The sequence below is a fragment of the Actinoplanes sp. CA-131856 genome (genome assembly GCF_050956135.1).
In the GTDB taxonomy this organism is placed as follows: Bacteria; Actinomycetota; Actinomycetes; order Mycobacteriales; family Micromonosporaceae; genus Actinoplanes.
This window is the reverse complement of the sequence record NZ_CP191849.1, coordinates 286,081-303,121: the sequence shown is the minus strand read 5'-3', so window position 1 is coordinate 303,121 and position 17,041 is coordinate 286,081. Positions and strand designations below refer to the sequence as shown.

Genomic DNA, 17,041 nt, shown 5'->3' with positions numbered 1-17,041 from the left:
CCCCCGACCCCAGGCCACTGACCTCACCGCACCTCAGCTTCCGACGGACCGCTGACCCGACCGCACGCCCCGCCCCACCGCACCCCACCTTCCGGCGGACCGCCGACCCGACCGCACGCCCTAACCCCCCACCGCACCTCAGCTTCCGGCGGACGGCTGACCCCGCCGCGCGACCCCGACCCCGCCGCACCTCACCTCCCGGCGAACCGCAGACCCCACCGCGCAACCCGGCCCCACCGAACCTCACCTGCCGGCGGACAGCTGACCCCGCCGCGCGACCCCGACCCCGCCAGATCCTCGAACCTCGCCGCGATCGCTGCGCAGCGTCCACACCCCGCCGGGCCGCTCGCCCTTCACGCCCGGATCCCGGCGGGTCACTGGCTCCGCCACGCCACTGCCACCGCCCCTGCCTCGGCGGGCCGTAACGGTCGATATGTGGTGATCTTCGGGAACGACATCGACAAGATCGGTGTGTGGTGTCGTGCCTGGTGGCGGGGGCGTGGCACGATTCCGGGCCATGGGCCTCATCATCCGGCTTTTGATCACCGCGTTCTCGCTGTGGCTGGCGACCGTGCTGATCGACGGCATCGAGCTGACGACCGACTCCACGTCTCAGAAGATCGTGACGCTGTTGGTCGTGGCGGTCATCTTCGGTGTGATCAACGCGGTTCTGCGGCCGATCATCAAGATCGTGGGCTGCGGGCTGTACGTGCTCACGCTCGGCCTGATCGCGCTGGTCGTGAACGGGCTGCTGTTCCTGCTGACCAGCTGGGTCGCCGGACAGTTCGACCTGCCGTTCCACGTCGACAACTTCTGGCCGAGCGCCGTGCTGGGCGCCCTGCTGGTCGGCGTCGTGAGCTGGCTCCTCAACATGCTCGTCCCCGACGGCGACGACTGATCCGGCCCGGCCGTGCCACCGGAGTGGGATTCCGGTGGCGGGCCGGCAAGATCCACGTTTGACTCGCGGTCGTGTTACGTGCGAGCCGTGATGACGGATACGAGTTGAGCTCCGAGCGGGAGCGGATCGACCTCCCGCTGGTGCACCGGTGGCTGTCGACCGACGCCTACTGGGCCATGGGCCGGCCGCTCGAACAGATGCGGGCGGCCCTCGACGGATCCGACCCCTTCGGGATCTACCTCGGCGATGCGCAGGTGGCCGTCGCCCGCGTGATCAGCGACGGCGCGGTCTTCGCCTACCTGTGCGACGTCTATGTCGATCGGGCGCATCGGGGTCGCGGCCTCGGCGGCTGGCTCGTCGGAAGCCTCCGCGACCACTACGCGGGGCTGGGCCTCAACCGTTTCGTACTGACCACCCGCGACGCTCAGCCGGTCTACGCGGCCCAGGGTTTCGTCGAGGTGGAGCCCGGCCGCTGGATGACCTGCGATCTTCAAGCCGTACGGGCGGCAGCCACCGCCAAAGACCTCGACCCCATGCGAACAGCGCCCACCGCCTGAGACCTCGGGCCTACGCCGACAGCGTCCACCGCCTGAGACCTGGGCCATATGCAAGGACCGGCACCGGGGCTAGACCTTACGGTGGGGTCATGAGCGACGAGCGGCGCGGATATCTCTACGGCCTCGCGGCGTACGTGATGTGGGGATTTTTCCCGATCTACTTCAAGCATCTTCAGCCGTCGTCGGCGCTGGAGATTCTTGCCCATCGCGTCGTGTGGTCGGTCGTCTTCGTGACCATGCTGCTCGCCGCGCTGCGGAACTGGCGGTTCCTCGGCCGGCTGCTGCGCACGCCGAAGCTGCTCGGCGGCATCTCGATCGCCGCTGTGCTGATCGGGGTGAACTGGGCGACCTACATCTACGGCGTGAACACCGACCGGGTCGTCGAGACCGCCCTCGGCTACTTCATCACGCCGCTGGTCGTGGTGCTTCTCGGCGTCACCGTCCAGGGCGAGCGGCTGCGGCGGTGGCAGTGGATCGCCGTCGGCGTCGGTGCGGTCGCGGTCGCCGTGCTCACCATCGACTACGGCCGACTGCCGTACATCGCCCTGCTCCTGGCGGCCAGCTTCGGGACGTACAGCCTGGTCAAGAAGCGCATGTCGCTGCCGCCGGCCGAAGGTCTGTTCGTCGAGTCGTCGGTGCTCGCCGTGCCCGCGCTGATCTTCCTGGCCTGGCTCAACATCGGTGGAGACGCGCAATTCGGGCACGTGTCGGCCACGCACACCGTGCTGATGATCCTCTCGGGGCTGGCCACCGCCGTACCCCTGCTGCTTTTCGCCGGGGCGGCGAACCGGGTGCCGATGGTCGGCATCGGGATCCTGCAGTACGTCGCGCCGATCCTCCAGCTCGCCTGCGGCCTGCTCATCTATCACGAGCCGATGCCGCCGGCCCGCCTCGCCGGATTCGCGCTGGTCTGGGTGGCACTGATCATCTTCACCGTGGACGCGCTGACCAGGACGAGGCGAGAGAGGACGGCGATCGGCCCAGCAGCCGCCACTGCCGAGCCGATCGCCACCCTGCCACCCCGCTGACCTCAGGGTCAGGGGACGTCGTAGGCCAGGAGCACCTTTCCGTCGTACTGCACCAGTTCAAGCCGCGAAAGGCTGCCCGGCCCGAAATGCGTGGCTCCGGGCATCGTGAACTGCGAGCCCGGCTCGGCCTGCCAGGAGCCGACCTGCTCCTTCTGCTCGTCCGGGCCGTAGGCGATCAGGCGAAAGGTGTACGGGCGACTCGCGGCCGCGCTGTAGTTGCAGACCATGTCCACTTTGGTGCCGCCGGGCGTGCTGGTCAGCCGCAGCGTCGCCTTGATCGGCGAGGCGCCGTCAACCGCCGTCATGGCGACCGCCGGGCCGGGCGGAGGCGCGGCCGGGGCCGCCGTGTCCCGCGTCCAGAGGAACAGGCCCGCGCCGACGAGCACCACGAAGACCGCCGCAGCGGCGGTGCTCAGAAGGCGTACACGAACGCCCTTGTCCTTTTTGCGACGCTTAGCGGAAGGTGCCAACGTGGCCCACTCCGACGTGGCCCAGTCGCGAAGCGACGCTCCGGGGTGGCTCGTGCCGCCGGTGAGCGTGGGATCGAGGAGCTTGGCGAACTCCTTGGCGTCGAGGCGAGCGAGCAGATCGGGCATGGCCGACAGATCGGCCACCGCCTCACGACAGAACGAGCACGTCGCCAGGTGCTGCTCGTAGGCGGCCCGCTCGGCCGGCGACAAGGCACCCAGTACATACGCCCCGTCATCGTGCTCATGCTCACAGCGCACCCCGTCACCACCCTCCGCTGATCTCCCGCTTGCACCCTGTCTTACGAGAGGGACGAACGTGGAGTTCAACGGAGTCTTAGGTTCCCTTGTCAGGCGGTGGCGGACTCGCCCGCGGAGAGTGCTTCGGCGACATTTCGGGCAGCCGCGGTGAGCTTGGCCCGGACAACCCGGGCGGAAGTGAGCATCTCGGCGGCCGGCAGCGCGCAGGAGAGCACGAGCCGCCGTTCGATGTCGCGGTCGGCGATGACCAGCACCGCCGCACACGCCAGCCCCTGCCGGAACTGTCCCATTTCGAGCTGCATGCCACGCCGCTCACCCGCGGCCAGATCGGCCTCGAGCGCCTCGGGTGTGGTCAGTGTGGCCGGGGTGAACGCACGCATGCCGTAATCACGCAGATAACGGGCGCGCTGGTCGGGCGTGAGCGTGGCCAGCAGCGCCTTGCCGAGCGCGGTCGCGTGGCCGCCCTCGTCGAAGCCCGGCGTCATGTCGTCGATGAACGGCGACCGGGCACCCTCGGCCGAGGCGGTCACCGCTATGCGACCGCCCACGAAGCGGCCGAGATAGTGGCTGTATCCGCTGTCCAGAGCCGCACGCCGCAACGCCTCGCCGACGGCGGGCGGCCCACGGAACGCGGAGACGAGCTCCCGATAACGGTCGGCGATCTCCAGTCCCACGATGTACGTGCCGTCCTCACGGCGGATCACGTAGCCCTCGTAGGCCAGAGTGCGCACAAGGTGATACGTCGTCGCGACGGTCAACTCGCACCGTCGCGCTATCTGCTTCACGGTGAGTCCGCGCGGGGCTCGACCTACCGACTCGAGAACGCGCAGGGCGCGTGACACGCTCCGGATCAGATCGGACGGCTCCGCCAGGGGGTCGCGCACAGCTACCTCCGACGCCAGGGACTTACACCATATGAATAATCTTCCCCCGGGGGAATGCCAAAAGCATGTGGATCACGATCGATTTACACGAGCCGTGTGGTCATTAGCACTCAGCGCGCTCGATAGCGCCCGGTTGTCATAGCCTCCGATTGATGATCGTTTCACCGTCCCGGGCCGTCGCCGGCGCGCTGACCACCACGATCGCGGTGAGCGTTCCGGTCTTTCTGGTGGGCGGTCTGGCCGTGCAGATCGGCGACGAGCTCGGCTTCTCCCCGGCCGGACTCGGCCTCGCCGTCTCGGCCTATTTCGGAGCCAGCGCCCTCGCCTCGGTGCCGGCGGGCGCCCTCGTCGAACGCTACGGCGCCGCCCCGGTGTCACGCGCCGGAATCACCCTCGCCTCGGCCTCGTTGCTGGGCGTAGCGATCTTCGCGAATGCACTGTGGAGCCTGATCGCCATCCTGGTTTTCGGCGCCGCCGCCAACGCGATGGGTCAACTGGCCAGCAACACGAGCCTGTCCCGGCACGTGCCGGCCCGCCGGCAGGCTCTGTCGTTCGGGGTGAAGCAGGCCGCCATCCCGATCAGCACGCTGTTAGCCGGCGCGTCCGTGCCCATCGTGGCCCTGACGATCGGCTGGCGGTGGGCATTTGTGCTGGCTGCGGTCCTGGCGCTGGCCGCTCTCCGGCTCGTGCCGAGCGATTCACCATCCGCCAATACGTCCACATCAACCCCGGCCAAGCGGGCCACCGGCGCCCTGATCGTCGTCGGTCTCGGCGCCACGCTCGCTTCCGGCGCCGCCAACGCCCTGGGAACGTTCCTCGTCGATTCGGCCGTAGCCCGCGGCATCGCTCCTGGACCGGCCGGCTTGGCCCTCACGCTGGGTAGCGCCGTGTGCGTCGCGGCCCGCATCCTCGGCGGCTGGCTGGCCGACCGCCGCCCCGACAACCAGGTCGGCGTGATCGCCGGCCTCCTGGTCTGCGGCGCCGCGGGCCTGGCCCTGCTGGCCGTCCCCGGCACGCTCCCGTTGATCGCTGGCGTGGTGCTCGGCTTCGGCCTCGGTTGGTGCTGGCCCGGCCTGATGAATTTCGCGGTGGTCCGGCTCCACCCGCAGGCCCCCGCCGCCGCCACGTCAATCACCCAAACCGGCGTCTATGCCGGCGGCTGCGTCGGCCCACTCGGCCTGGGCACTGTGGCATCGACAGCGAGTTACCCCGTGATGTGGTCGGTCGCCGCCGCAGCCATGCTGACGGCGGCCGGAATGATGCTCCTGGGCAGCAATCTCCTGCGCCGTCACACCATCTGAAATCAAGCGTCGCCACGTCTCGTAATCAGCCCTGCGACGACAGCGAGTTACGCCTGAGCTCGCCCTCGATTACTGATGAGCGCTCGATCGCCATCCGTCAAAACCGGTAAAAACGATGTCGCATCTGAGCGGGGCGTACGAATCGCTGCTCCCGCCGAGGGCCCGGCCGCGGTGAGCAGGGCGCTGCGCGCCCAGAACGCTCACCGCACCCGGGCGACCTGAGTGAGTGGTTGCGCTCAGCCCGCCAGAGCAAACCCCACCGCTCCCGACAGCCGACATATCGGGCGGCTCCGCTCGGACGACACGCCCAATCGCGCCACTTCTTCAGAGCGCGGCCGGGAACCTCGACGCGGACGCGGCCAGGAACTCGTACGCAGTCGCTCCAGGGAAACCGCAGAGGCTCGGCCTGGCCAGGGAACTTGAGGCGGTCCCGCGCGGCAACGTGGCGGGCACAGTCAGGCCATTGAAGCGGCCGCGCGCGGCAACGTGGCGGGCGCGGTCAGGGCATTGAAGCGGCCCCGCGTGGCATCGGTGCGCGCGGTCAGGCAAATGAAGCGGCCCCCTCGGCAACGATGTGCGCGCGGTCAGGTAGATGAAGCGGCCCCCGCGGCAACGGTGCGCGCGGTCAGGGCAAATGAAGCGCCCCCCGCGGCAACGGTGCGTGCGGTCAGGCAAATGAAGCGGACCCGCGCGGCATCGATGTGGGGGCGGTCAGGCAATCAAGCGGCCCCGCGCGCGGCATCGGTGTAGGCGCGGTCGGGAGTCTCCGGGAAGGGCTTTGGTGGGGTTTGGGGCGGGATGTTGGGGCTGGTCGGACCGGCTATGGGCTGCGATGGGCGAAGCGTCGAGGGTGGGAGGCGGGGGTGGGTTCGGGCTTGGTGGCGTACGTGTGCCAGATCTTGATTTTGATCTTGCTGCTGTGACCCCTGGGGCCGTGGGGGTCGGGAGCATGTGGCATCGTGAAAGCGTGGTGAGCACCGGGGATATGACGCCTTCCGACATGGCGCTGTCGTCGCTCGGCCTCGACGTCGATCCGAGGGTCGATGCGTCGGTGACGGCGACTCTGGCTGCTGTGGAGGAGGAGCTTCGGGCCAACGTGGCCAGCGCCGATCCGCTGGTGGCCGAGGCCGCGCGGCATCTCGCCGACGCGGGCGGGAAGCGGTTCCGGCCGCTGCTCGTGGCGCTGGGGGCGCAGTTCGGAGATCCGCAGGCGCGCGAGATCGTCGCGGCGGCCAACGTGGTCGAGCTGACCCACCTGGCGACGCTCTACCACGACGACGTCATGGATGAGGCGCCCGTGCGGCGCGGGGCGCCCAGCGCCAACGCGCGCTGGGGCAACTCGGTGGCCATTCTCGTCGGTGACTACCTGTTCGCGCAGGCCGCCGACCTGGCCGCCACGCTCGGGCCGGAGGCCGTTCACCTGCAGGCTCGCACCTTCGCGCGGCTGGTGCACGGGCAGATCGCCGAGACGGTCGGGCCTCGCGGTAGCGACCCGATCGAGCACTATCTGCATGTCATCACGGAGAAGACGGCCTCCCTGATCGCCACGTCGGCCCGCTTCGGCGGCCTCTTCTCGGGCGCGCCGGCCACGTCGGTCGAGGCGCTCGCCGGCTACGGCGAGACGATCGGCATCGCCTTCCAGCTCTCCGACGACCTGCTCGACATCGCCTCCGAGTCGGTGCAGTCGGGCAAGACGCCGGGCACCGACCTGCGTGAGGGCGTGCCGACCCTGCCCGTGCTCTACGCCTTGGCCGGCGACGACACAGACGCTTCGGCCGTACGTCTCCGCGAGCTCCTGGCCAGCGGCCCGATCACCGACGACGCGCTCCACGCCGAGGCTCTCACCCTGCTGCGCGAGTCCGCCGCCATGAAGAAGGCCCGCGAGACGGTCCGCACCTACGCGGAGGAGGCCCGCGCCCAGCTGGCCCCGCTCCCGGCCGGCGACGCCAAGCGCGCCATGGAAGCCCTCTGCGACTTCATCGCCGACCGCACAAGCTGACCGCGCCCCAAGCCTGGCGCGCCCGAGCTGACCGCGACTGAGCTGAGCGCGACTGAGCCGGCCGCGCCTACCGCTCAGCGCGCCGGAGCCGACCGCGAGCAAGCGAGGCCGAGCAGCGGGCCCCTAGCGGACGACTGAGCGTTCAGAAAAGCCCGCACTGCGCCCAGCCACGCCTCGGGGTTGTCGAAATGCGCCATGTGCGCGGCCTCGGGGATCTCGGCGAGCGTGCTGTTGGGCAGCTCGGCGTGCAAGCGCCGCGCCACCGCAACCGGGAAGCCCATGTCGTGCACGCCTTGGAGCAGCAATGCTGGGCCGCCCCACTCGCGCAGCACGCGTGGCGCGTCGTCCGGGGCGGCCGGGCGGAGCTTTCCCGCCGTCCACGGCTCGTTCCAGTCGCTGGAGAATCGCACCCGGTCGAGCACCTTATGCCACTCGGCCAGCCGGTCCAGCCGCCAGATGGCCATCGGCGCGTCGGCGACCGCCATGGCCCGGCTCAGCGCCCCGTCCGGCGCCTCCGGGCCGCTCAGCGCCGGATCGCTGAACGAGACCTCGGGACACATCCGGCGCCTTTCGTCATAGTCCGCCGGCGCCTCGAAGTCCCGGTAGGCCGTAGTGGAAGCCAGGATCACCGACCGCACCATCTCCGGATGCTGATCGACGACCCGCATCGCCACCATGCCCCCGTACGAGAAGCCGAGCACGTCCGCCCGCGAGGCCCCCAAATGCCGGACCAGCGCCGCCACGTCGTCGGCCAGCAGATCCGGCTGGAGCGCCGCGACGGGCAGCTCAGGCGTACGGCTGCTGCGCCCGCACCCCCTCAGGTCGAACATCACGACATGTGCCACATCGCTGAGCTCCGCGACCGCCGGGAGCAGATAGCTGTGATCCCACGTCGGCCCGCCGTGGATGACCACGAGCATCGGCCGGCCCGGGTCGCCGAACCGCCTCACGAACAGCGAGACGCCGTTCGACAGGTTGTGGTTCACTCCCCGCGTGCGTAAGTGGGCTGCCGTCATTCTCGGGATTCTGCTGATCGTCGTGGCCGCTGTCGAGGGATCCCGCTGGTGGACGGGCCGCGCACCCTATTCGGCCGGCGACCTGGCCGCCCGGGCCGATCTGCGGCTGGTCGACGAGGCTACCGCCGAGTCCGCTCTGAGCCCCAACATCATCCCGCGGCTCGCCGAGGGCCAGCAGGTCTTCCTGGGCCGGGTGTCCTGGCTGCGCCCGCAGCGGCCCGAGGGCGCCCTCTACGTGATGGTCCTGCACAACCGCAGCCATCGCCCGCCGGCCATGCTCATTCCGAAGGTCACGTCCGACGACGAGCTGGGTCTCGGCTCGACCGGCGCTCTGTGGGACGCCGCCGAGCGCTATCCGTGGCTGGCCGGGGCGGCGGGCGTGCACGATCCGGGAGCGGGTTACATTTCCACCGACGCCGTGGCGATCTATTCGCTCGATCCGGGTGAGGCCACCTTCGCCGCGGTTCTGCTGCCCGGCGACGTCGATCTGGGGAGCCGGATTCCGAGCGCCCCGGCGCCGGCCCGGGCCGAGGATCTGACCGTCGCCCTGGTGCAGGTGAACGATCACGGCCGGGCGACCTGGGCCCAGCGCCTCCTGAACTAGCGAGGCGCCGGGCCGCCCGTCAGCGGACGAACTGGGCCGCGTCGCGGGTCAGGTCGATCAGCGGGGCCGGCACGACGCCCAGCGCCAGCGTCGCGATCACCCCGATGGCCAGGGCCGCCGAGGTCAGGAATCCGGGGATGGACACCGTCGGGGTCGACTCGCCGGGCTCGGAGAGCCACAGCAGGACGACCACCCGCAGATACGGGAAGGCCAGCAGCATGCTGGTCAGCACGCCCACGATGACCAGCCAGGTCTGCCCGCCCTCGATGGCCGCCCCGAAGACCGCGAACTTGCTGGTGAAGCCGCTGGTCAGCGGGATGCCGGCGAAGGCCAGCAGGATGAAGGTGAAGACCGCCGCGAACAGCGGGCTCTTGCGGCCCAGACCCGCCCAGCGGGACAGGTGGGTCGCCTCACCGTCGGCGTCGCGGACCAGTGTCACGATGCCGAAGGCGGCGAGGACCGTGAAGCCGTACGCCACCAGATAGAACATCGTGCTGCTGAGGCCCTCCTCGTTCAGGGCCAGCACGCCCACCAGCAGATATCCGGCGTTGGCGATCGACGAGTAGGCCAGCAGCCGCTTCATGTCGGTCTGCGTGACCGCCAGGACCGCCCCGACCAGCATGGTCAGGACCGCGACCGTGCCCAGCACCGGCTGGAAGTCCCAGCGGACGCCGTCGAACGCCACGTACAGGATCCGCAGCAGGGCGCCGAACGCGGCCACCTTGGTGCAGGCCGCCATGAGCGCCGTGATCGGGGTGGGCGCGCCCTGGTAGACGTCGGGCGTCCACACGTGGAACGGCGCCAGCGCCGCCTTGAAGAGCAGTCCGATCGCCAGGAGCGCGAGACCCCCGTACAAAAGGATCTGGCTCTGCTGGGGGTTGCTCACCGCCTGGTGGACCTGGGCGAGGCTGATGCCGCCGGCGAAGCCGTAGATGAGCGCCACGCCGAACAGGAAGAACGCCGAGGCGTACGACCCGAGCAGGAAGTACTTCAGCGCGGCCTCCTGGCTGAGCAGGCGCCGCCGGCGGGCGAGCGCGCACAGCAGGTAGAGCGGCAGCGAGAAGACCTCGAGCGCCACGAACATGGTGAGCAGGTCGTTGGCCGCCACGAACAGCAGCATGCCGCCGAGCGCGAACACGGTCAGCGGGTAGACCTCGGTGAGGCCGGGCTGGTCGCCGGCCTGCTTGACGTCCTTCTGCGAGCCGACCGTGATGGCCGCCTGGGAGACGAACGGGCCGCCGCGCTCCAGCGAGCGGTCGCCGATCAGCATGAGCGAGACCAGGCCGAGCACGAGCAGCGCGCCCTGGAGGAACAGGGTCGGGCCGTCGACCGCGACCGCGCCGCCGATGGTGATCGTGCGGGTGCTGTGCTGGAAGATCACCGCGACGAAGGCCGCGATGACGCCGAGGGCGGCCAGGCTGAGCTGGACGGTGTTGCGCACCCGGCGCGGCGCCGTCACCTCGACGACGATGCCGACGCAGGCGACACCGAACAGGATCAACATCGGCAGGAGCGCGCCGTAGTCGATGGCGGGCAGTTTCAGGTCTCCCATGGCTAGCGCGCCACCCTTTCATTCGCGACGACCGGTGTCGGGTCCTGCACACCGACGTCCTGCATGGTCGCCTGCACGGCCGGGTTGATCACATCGGTGACCGGCTTCGGATAGAAGCCGAGCAGGATGATCAGCAGGATGAGCGGGGCCACCACGACCTTTTCCCGCAGCGTGATGTCGCGGCGCATGGCCGGCACCGTGGGCAGGACCGGGTTGAGCGTGCCCTGGGTGGTCCGCTGGATCATCCAGAGCACGTACGCGGCGGCCAGGATGATGCCGGCGGTGGCAATCACGGCGTACGTCTTGTGCACCGTGAACGTGCCGATCAGCACCAGGAACTCGCTGATGAACGGGGCCGTGCCGGGCAGGGCCAGCGAGGCCAGGCCGGCGAAGAACAGCACGCCGGCCAGCACCGGGACCATCTTGCCGGCCCCGCCGAAGTCGCTGACCAGGTTCGATCCGCGGCGGGCGACGAACATGCCGACCACGATGAAGAGCAGGCCGGTGGCCAGGCCGTGGTTGACCATGTAGAGGACCGAGCCGGTCCCGCCCTGCGTGGTGAAGGCGAAGATGCCGATGCCGATGAAGCCGAAGTGCGCGATCGACGTGTACGACACCAGGCGCTTCAGGTCGTTCTGCCCCACCGCCAGCAGCGCGGCGTAGATGATGCCGATGACCGCGAGGACCAGGGCCGCCGGCGCGAACCAGCGGGAGGCCTCCGGGAACAGCGGCAGGCAGTAGCGCAGGATGCCGAAGGTGCCGACCTTGTCCATCACGCCGACGAGCAGCGCGGCCGCGCCGGCCGGGGCGGCGCCACCGGCGTCCGGCAGCCAGGTGTGGAACGGGAAGAACGGCGCCTTGATCGCGAAGGCGACGAAGAAGCCGAGGAACAGCCAGCGGGCGGTGTTCTGGTCGATCGACACGGCCGCCTCGGAGAGCTTGCCGAAGTCGAACGTGTGCCCGCCGACCACCCACAGCCCGATCACCGCGGCCAGCATGAACAGGCCGCCGACGAGGCTGTAGAGGAAGAACTTCACCGCGGCGTACTGCCGGCGGGGTCCGCCGAACGAGCCGATGATGAAGTACATCGGGATCAGCATGACCTCGAAGAACACGTAGAACAGGAAGATGTCGGCGGCCGCGAAGACGCCGATCATCGTGAACTCGAAGGCCAGCAGCAGCGCGAAGTACGTCGGCACGGAGCGCTTGCTCTGGTCGACGTCGCGCCACGACGCCAGGATGACGATCGGGAACAGCACCGCGATCAGCATCAGCATGACCAGCGCGATGCCGTCGGCGGCGAAGGTGAACCGGGCGTCCCAGGACGGGATCCAGGCGTACGACTCCCGGAACTGGAAGCGGTCGCCACCGGTCTGGAAGGCGATCCACATGACGATGCTCAGCGCGAGCACCACGATCGACCAGCCCAGGGCCACCCACTTGGCCAGCTCGGCCTTCGCACGGGGGATGCAGGCCACGACGACCGCGCCGACCAGCGGCAGCAGCGTCAGGATGGACAGAAACGGAAAGTCGTTCACGCCAACCACCCAAGCTGGATCGCGAGGAAGGCGCCGACGACGAGGACGGCACCGGTGAGCATGGAGAGGGCGTACGACCGTACGAACCCGGTCTGGAGTCGCCGGAGGCGCCCGGAGCTGCCGCCGACACCGGCCGCGATCCCGTTGACCAGCCCGTCGATGCCCTTGTTGTCGAGGAAGACCAGCGCCCGCGTGAGATAGATGCCGGGCCGCTCGAACACCGCCTCGTTGAACGCGTCGGTGTAGAGGTTGCGACGGGCCGCGGTGACGACCACGCCGGCCGGCTGCGGCTCGAGCGCGGTCCCGTTGCGGAACATCGCCCAGGCCAGGCCCGCCCCGAGCACCGTGACGACCAGGCTCAGCACGGTGATCAGGCTGTGCGACAGCACCGCCTCGTGCTCGACCTCGGGGCCGAGCACCGGTTCGAGCCAGTGCGGCACGTCGGTCCAGACCATCAGCCCACCGGCGGCGATCGAGCCGAGAGCCAAAATCATCAAAGGCACGGTCATGATGTACGGCGACTCGTGCGGATGCTTGTTGTCCTCGGTGTACCGCTCGGGCCCGTGGAACGTGAGCACGAACAGCCGTGTCATGTAGAACGCGGTCAGCCCCGCGCCGAGCAGCGCCGCCAGGCCGAACAGCCAGGACGTCCAGTCACCGCGCTCGAAGGCGGCCGCGATGATCGGCTCCTTGGAGAAGTAACCGGACAGCGGCGGGATGCCGATGATGGCCAGCCAGCCGGTGGCGAAGGTCAGCCACGTCCACTTCATGTACTTGCGCAGTCCGCCGAAGCGGCGGATGTCGACCTGGTCATGCATGCCGTGCATGACCGAGCCGGCGCCGAGGAACATGTTGGCCTTGAAGAAGCCGTGCGCCAGCAGGTGGATGATGGCCAGGGCGTACGCCCCGCCGCCGAGCCCGACGCCGACGAACATGTATCCGATCTGGCTCACCGTCGACCAGGCCAGCACCCGCTTGATGTCGTCCTTGGCGGCGCCGATGATGCAGCCCATGAGCAGCGTCAGGGCGCCGACGCTGACCACGATCACCTGGAGCGTCTGGTTGGCCGAGAAGATCGGGTTGGACCGGGCGATCAGGTAGACACCAGCGGTGACCATCGTGGCCGCGTGGATGAGGGCCGAGACCGGGGTCGGGCCCTCCATCGCGTCCGGCAACCAGGCCTGGAGCGGGAACTGACCGGACTTGCCGGCCGCGCCGAGCAGCAACAGGATGCCGAGGACCAGCGTCACGGTCGCGCTCAGCCCGCCCACGCTGTTGAACACCTCGTCGTACTGCGTGGTGCCCAGATAGGCGAAGAGCATGAAGATGCCGATGGCCAGGCCGGCGTCGCCGACCCGGTTCATCAGGAAGGCCTTCTTGCCGGCGGTGGCGGCCGAGGGCCGGGTGTACCAGAACGAGATCAGCAGGTACGACGCCAGGCCGACGCCCTCCCAGCCGAAGTAGAGCATGACGTAGTTGTTGCCGAGGACGAGCAGGAGCATCGCCGCGACGAACAGGTTGAAGTAGCCGAAGAACCGCCGGCGGCCCGGGTCGTGCTCCATGTAACCGACGGCGTAGATGTGGATGAGCGAGCCGACGCCGGTGATCAGCAGGACGAAGACACCGGACAGCGGATCGAAGAGCAGTCCGAAGTCGACATGGAGGCTGCCGACGGCGATGAAGTCCCAGAGACTCTGTTGCGCCGTGCGGTGTCCCTCTTCGAGGTCGGCCAGGCTGATGAAGAAGATCAGGCCCAGCACGAACGAGGCGGCCACGGCGAGAACGCCGAGCCAGTGCCCCCACTTGTCGGCCCGCTTGCCCAGCAGCAGCAGGATCGCCGCGCTGGCGAGCGGAATGGCCACGAGCAGCCAGATTCCGCTCAGCACCCCCGACGCGGGGGCGTACTCCACTGCGTGTTCCACGTGAAGGCCCCTTTAGTACTTGAGGAGGTTCGCGTCGTCGACGCTCGCGGAGCGCCTCGTACGGAAGATCGACATGATGATCGCGAGACCCACCACGACCTCGGCCGCCGCGACGACCATCACGAAGAACGCGATGATCTGGCCGTCGAGGCTGCCGTTGATGCGGCTGAAGGTGACCAGGGCGAGGTTCGCGGCGTTGAGCATCAGCTCGATGCACATGAACAGCACGATCGCGTTGCGGCGGACGAGCACCCCGGAGGCGCCGATGGTGAAGAGGATGGCCGCCAGAACGAGGTAGTAATCAGGTGTCACTTCTCTGTTCCCTTCGGGGCCGCCTCGTCCGCCGTGAGCTCGCGGAGGGGCAGGATCGGGGAGATGCTCCGCTCGGCGCCGTTGCCGTCCGGCAGGCGGGCGGGCGCGGCCACCGACATGGTGTTGGCGTACACGCCCGGCCCGGCCTTGGGCCCGGGGTAGTTGCCGGGACGGAAGCGCTGCTTCATCCGGGTCAGCTGGTCGACGACGTCCGCCTTGGCCCGCTCGACGTGGGCCAGGATCATGGCGCCCACGGCCGCGGTGATGAGCAGCGCCGACGTGACCTCGAAGGCGAAGACGTAGCGGGTGAACAGCAGCGACGCCAGGCCCTGCACGTTGCCGTTGGCGTTGGCCTCGGTCAGGCCGACCGTGGGGGTGTCGCCCAGCGACCGGGCCAGGCCGGTGCCGACCAGGATCGCGAAGCCGACGCCGAGCACGATCGCCGCGACCCGCTGGCCGCGCAGCGTCTCGATCAGCGAGTCCGAGGCGTCCCGGCCGACCAGCATGAGCACGAACAGGAAGAGCATCATGATCGCGCCGGTGTAGACGATGATCTGCACCATGCCGAGGAACGGCGCCGCGTTGATCACGTACACGACGCCCAGGCAGAGCATCGTCAGCACGAGCCAGAGGGCGGAGTGCACGGCGTTGCGGGCGATCACCATGCCGAGCGCGCCGATGACCGCGATCGGGGCGAGGATCCAGAAGGCGACGGCCTCGCCGGTGGAGACGGCGTCCATCACACCGCCTCCTTGGAGGCGACACCCGTCGCGTCCTCGGCGTCGTTCGTGGCCCAGGGGGCCCGCTCGGCGCCGACCGAGGTGCCCGGGTTGGTGAGAGCGCCGACGTAGTAGTCCTTGTCGGTCTCGCCCAGGCGCATCGGGTGCGGCGGCTGCTCCATGCCCTCCAGCAGCGGGGCCAGCAGCTCCTTCTTCGTGAAGATCAGATCCTGCCGGCTGTCGCGGGCCAGCTCGTACTCGTTGCTCATGGTGAGCGAACGGGTCGGGCAGGCCTCGATGCACAGACCGCAGAAGATGCACCGCGCGTAGTTGATCTGGTAGATCCCCGCGTACCGCTCACCGGGCGAGAAGCGCTGCTCGTCGGTGTTGTCGGCACCCTCGACGTAGATCGCGTCGGCCGGGCAGGCCCAGGCGCAGAGCTCGCACCCGATGCACTTCTCCAGGCCGTCCGGATGCCGGTTGAGGATGTGCCGGCCGTGATAGCGCGGGGCCGGCGTCGGCGGCGTGAACGGGTAGTCGGTCGTGATGACCTTGCGGAACATGTGCGCGAAGGTCACCCCGAAGCCCTTGAAGGAGCCGGTGAACGTACCCACGTCACACCTCCTTGTTTTCCGAGGGAGCGGGGTCGCCGCCCACCGTGGCGGGCGCCCGTTCGGCCACCGCGCGGCGGGCCCGTGGGCTGGGGGGAACCTGAAGGTCGATCGGTGGCACCGGGAAACTGCCCGGTGGTCGCGCGGCCAGCTGTTCCTCGAGGGACAGCTGTCGTGGCTTGCGGGTGGCCGGCCACAGCATGGCGATCAGCAGGACCACCACGACGATGCCGACGATCGAGATCCACTTGGCCTGCTGCGACAGCTCGTTGTTGGCGACCTTGACGTAGGCCAGGAAGAGGATCCACACCAGGTTGACCGGGATGAGGACCTTCCAGCCGAACCGCATGAACTGGTCGTAGCGCATGCGGGGCAGCGTGGCCCGCAGCCAGATGAAGCCGAAGAGCAGCAGCAGCACCTTGGCGAAGAACCAGATCAGCCCGAAGTAGCCCGCGTTGGCGCCTTCCCAGATCGTGGTGATCGGCCACGGCGCGCGCCAGCCACCGAGGAACAGCGTCGTGCAGAACGCCGAGACGGTGATCATGTTGATGTACTCGGCCAGGAAGAACAGCGCGAACTTGAACGACGAATATTCGGTGTGGAAACCACCGACCAGCTCGGACTCGGCCTCGGGCAGGTCGAACGGCGCCCGGTTGGTCTCGCCGACGGCCGCGATGCAGTAGATGACGAAGCTCGGGAGCAGCAGGATGGCGTACCAACTGGGTGTCGTCGCCTCCCAGCCGAAGATGTTCACCGGGTTGCCCTCGGCCTGCGCCTTCACGATCTGCGAGGTGCTCATGGTGCCGGCCGTCATGAAGACGGCGACGATCGAGAGACCCATGGCGACCTCGTACGAGATCATCTGCGCACTCGACCGCAGACCGCCCAGCAGCGGATAGGTCGAGCCGGAGGCCCACCCGGCCAGCACGACGCCGTAGACGCTCATGGAGGAGCAGGCGAGCAGCACGAGCACCGAGACCGGAACGTCGGTGAGCTGGAGCGCGGTCGTCTGGCCGAACATGTTGACCACGCCGCCGAACGGGATGACCGAGAAGGCGGTGAACGCCGTGGTCGCCGAGATCACCGGGGCGATGAAGTAGACCACCTTGTCGGCGGTCTTCGGGATGATCTCCTCCTTGAACGGCAGCTTCACGCCGTCCGTGAGGCTCTGCAGCCAGCCCTTGGGGCCGACCTGGTTGGGACCGGGGCGGACCGCCATCCGGGCCACGACCTTGCGCTCATAGTTGATCGTGAAGAGCGTCAACAGGAGCAGCAGGACGAAGACGCCGAACAGCTTGATCAGCGTGATCCACCAGATGTCGTCCTCGAACGTCTGGAGGCTGGGGTCGACGGCGTGGGCCGCCACAATCAT

Annotated in this window: 16 protein-coding genes; 6 read left to right on the top strand and 10 right to left on the bottom strand. The window is 68.9% G+C overall.

The genetic code is table 11. The annotated features are described in order from the left end of the window. The first annotated feature begins 517 nt into the window (after positions 1–517). The 3 genes from ACQP2X_RS01410 (at position 518) to rarD (ending at position 2,483) form a co-directional block, all read left to right on the top strand. Positions 518–898, top strand: a complete 381-nt coding sequence (locus ACQP2X_RS01410; protein ID WP_364667755.1) for a phage holin family protein — start codon at positions 518–520, stop codon at positions 896–898. A 104-nt stretch (positions 899–1,002) separates the two neighbouring features. Continuing rightward, the gene (locus ACQP2X_RS01405) at positions 1,003–1,455 is read left to right on the top strand and encodes a GNAT family N-acetyltransferase (RefSeq protein ID WP_498693816.1); all 453 of its coding nucleotides are present in this window, start codon (positions 1,003–1,005) and stop codon (positions 1,453–1,455) included. A gap of 89 nt (positions 1,456–1,544) precedes the next feature. Then, the gene (gene rarD / locus ACQP2X_RS01400; RefSeq protein ID WP_498693814.1) at positions 1,545–2,483 is read left to right on the top strand and encodes an EamA family transporter RarD; all 939 of its coding nucleotides are present in this window, start codon (positions 1,545–1,547) and stop codon (positions 2,481–2,483) included. 8 nt (positions 2,484–2,491) lie between these two features. Here rarD and ACQP2X_RS01395 read toward each other — a convergent pair whose 3' ends face one another. Further along, positions 2,492–3,163, bottom strand: a complete 672-nt coding sequence (locus ACQP2X_RS01395) for an anti-sigma factor family protein (protein ID WP_498693813.1) — start codon at positions 3,161–3,163, stop codon at positions 2,492–2,494. Positions 3,164–3,300: 137 nt separating this feature from the next. Continuing rightward, positions 3,301–4,095, bottom strand: coding sequence for an IclR family transcriptional regulator (locus ACQP2X_RS01390; RefSeq protein ID WP_097327878.1), 795 nt, complete (start codon positions 4,093–4,095; stop codon positions 3,301–3,303). Between the two features lie 152 nt (positions 4,096–4,247). On the opposite strand from ACQP2X_RS01390, the gene ACQP2X_RS01385 reads away from it, so the two are divergent. Further along, positions 4,248–5,396 (top strand): MFS transporter, encoded by a 1,149-nt coding sequence (locus ACQP2X_RS01385; RefSeq protein WP_498693812.1) that lies wholly within the window; start codon positions 4,248–4,250, stop codon positions 5,394–5,396. Between the two features lie 985 nt (positions 5,397–6,381). Then, entirely contained in the window at positions 6,382–7,395 is a 1,014-nt protein-coding gene (locus tag ACQP2X_RS01380) for a polyprenyl synthetase family protein (protein WP_498693811.1), read from the top strand. Between the two features lie 74 nt (positions 7,396–7,469). On the opposite strand, the gene ACQP2X_RS01375 is transcribed toward ACQP2X_RS01380, so the two are convergent. Next, positions 7,470–8,411 carry an alpha/beta fold hydrolase gene (locus ACQP2X_RS01375; protein WP_498693809.1) on the bottom strand — a complete coding sequence of 314 codons (942 nt, stop codon included), beginning with the start codon at positions 8,409–8,411 and terminating at the stop codon, positions 7,470–7,472. Between ACQP2X_RS01375 and ACQP2X_RS01370 the strand changes: the two genes are divergently transcribed. Next, the gene (locus ACQP2X_RS01370; RefSeq protein WP_498693807.1) at positions 8,389–9,015 is read left to right on the top strand and encodes a hypothetical protein; all 627 of its coding nucleotides are present in this window, start codon (positions 8,389–8,391) and stop codon (positions 9,013–9,015) included. The two genes, ACQP2X_RS01375 and ACQP2X_RS01370, sit on opposite strands and share 23 nt — an antisense overlap. Positions 9,016–9,034: 19 nt before the next feature. On the opposite strand, the gene nuoN is transcribed toward ACQP2X_RS01370, so the two are convergent. Genes nuoN through nuoH form a run of 7 tightly spaced genes read right to left on the bottom strand, consistent with a single transcriptional unit; the run spans position 9,035 to position 17,041 of the window. Beyond that, the gene (gene nuoN, locus ACQP2X_RS01365) at positions 9,035–10,567 is read right to left on the bottom strand and encodes an NADH-quinone oxidoreductase subunit NuoN (RefSeq protein ID WP_498693806.1); all 1,533 of its coding nucleotides are present in this window, start codon (positions 10,565–10,567) and stop codon (positions 9,035–9,037) included. A 2-nt stretch (positions 10,568–10,569) separates the two neighbouring features. Then, positions 10,570–12,105 carry an NADH-quinone oxidoreductase subunit M gene (locus tag ACQP2X_RS01360; protein ID WP_498693804.1) on the bottom strand — a complete coding sequence of 512 codons (1,536 nt, stop codon included), beginning with the start codon at positions 12,103–12,105 and terminating at the stop codon, positions 10,570–10,572. Further along, positions 12,102–14,027, bottom strand: a complete 1,926-nt coding sequence (nuoL, locus tag ACQP2X_RS01355; RefSeq protein WP_498693802.1) for an NADH-quinone oxidoreductase subunit L — start codon at positions 14,025–14,027, stop codon at positions 12,102–12,104. Before nuoL ends, ACQP2X_RS01360 begins: the two co-directional genes overlap by 4 nt. Positions 14,028–14,039: 12 nt before the next feature. After that, on the bottom strand, positions 14,040–14,339 hold the full coding sequence (gene nuoK / locus ACQP2X_RS01350) for an NADH-quinone oxidoreductase subunit NuoK (protein WP_097327870.1): 300 nt from the start codon (positions 14,337–14,339) through the stop codon (positions 14,040–14,042). Beyond that, entirely contained in the window at positions 14,336–15,079 is a 744-nt protein-coding gene (locus ACQP2X_RS01345; protein WP_498693801.1) for an NADH-quinone oxidoreductase subunit J, read from the bottom strand. The genes nuoK and ACQP2X_RS01345 overlap by 4 nt, the downstream gene beginning before the upstream one ends. After that, positions 15,079–15,672 (bottom strand): NADH-quinone oxidoreductase subunit NuoI, encoded by a 594-nt coding sequence (gene nuoI / locus ACQP2X_RS01340; RefSeq protein WP_498693799.1) that lies wholly within the window; start codon positions 15,670–15,672, stop codon positions 15,079–15,081. The genes ACQP2X_RS01345 and nuoI overlap by 1 nt, the downstream gene beginning before the upstream one ends. 1 nt (position 15,673) lies before the next feature. After that, on the bottom strand, positions 15,674–17,041 hold the full coding sequence (nuoH, locus tag ACQP2X_RS01335; RefSeq protein ID WP_498700764.1) for an NADH-quinone oxidoreductase subunit NuoH: 1,368 nt from the start codon (positions 17,039–17,041) through the stop codon (positions 15,674–15,676).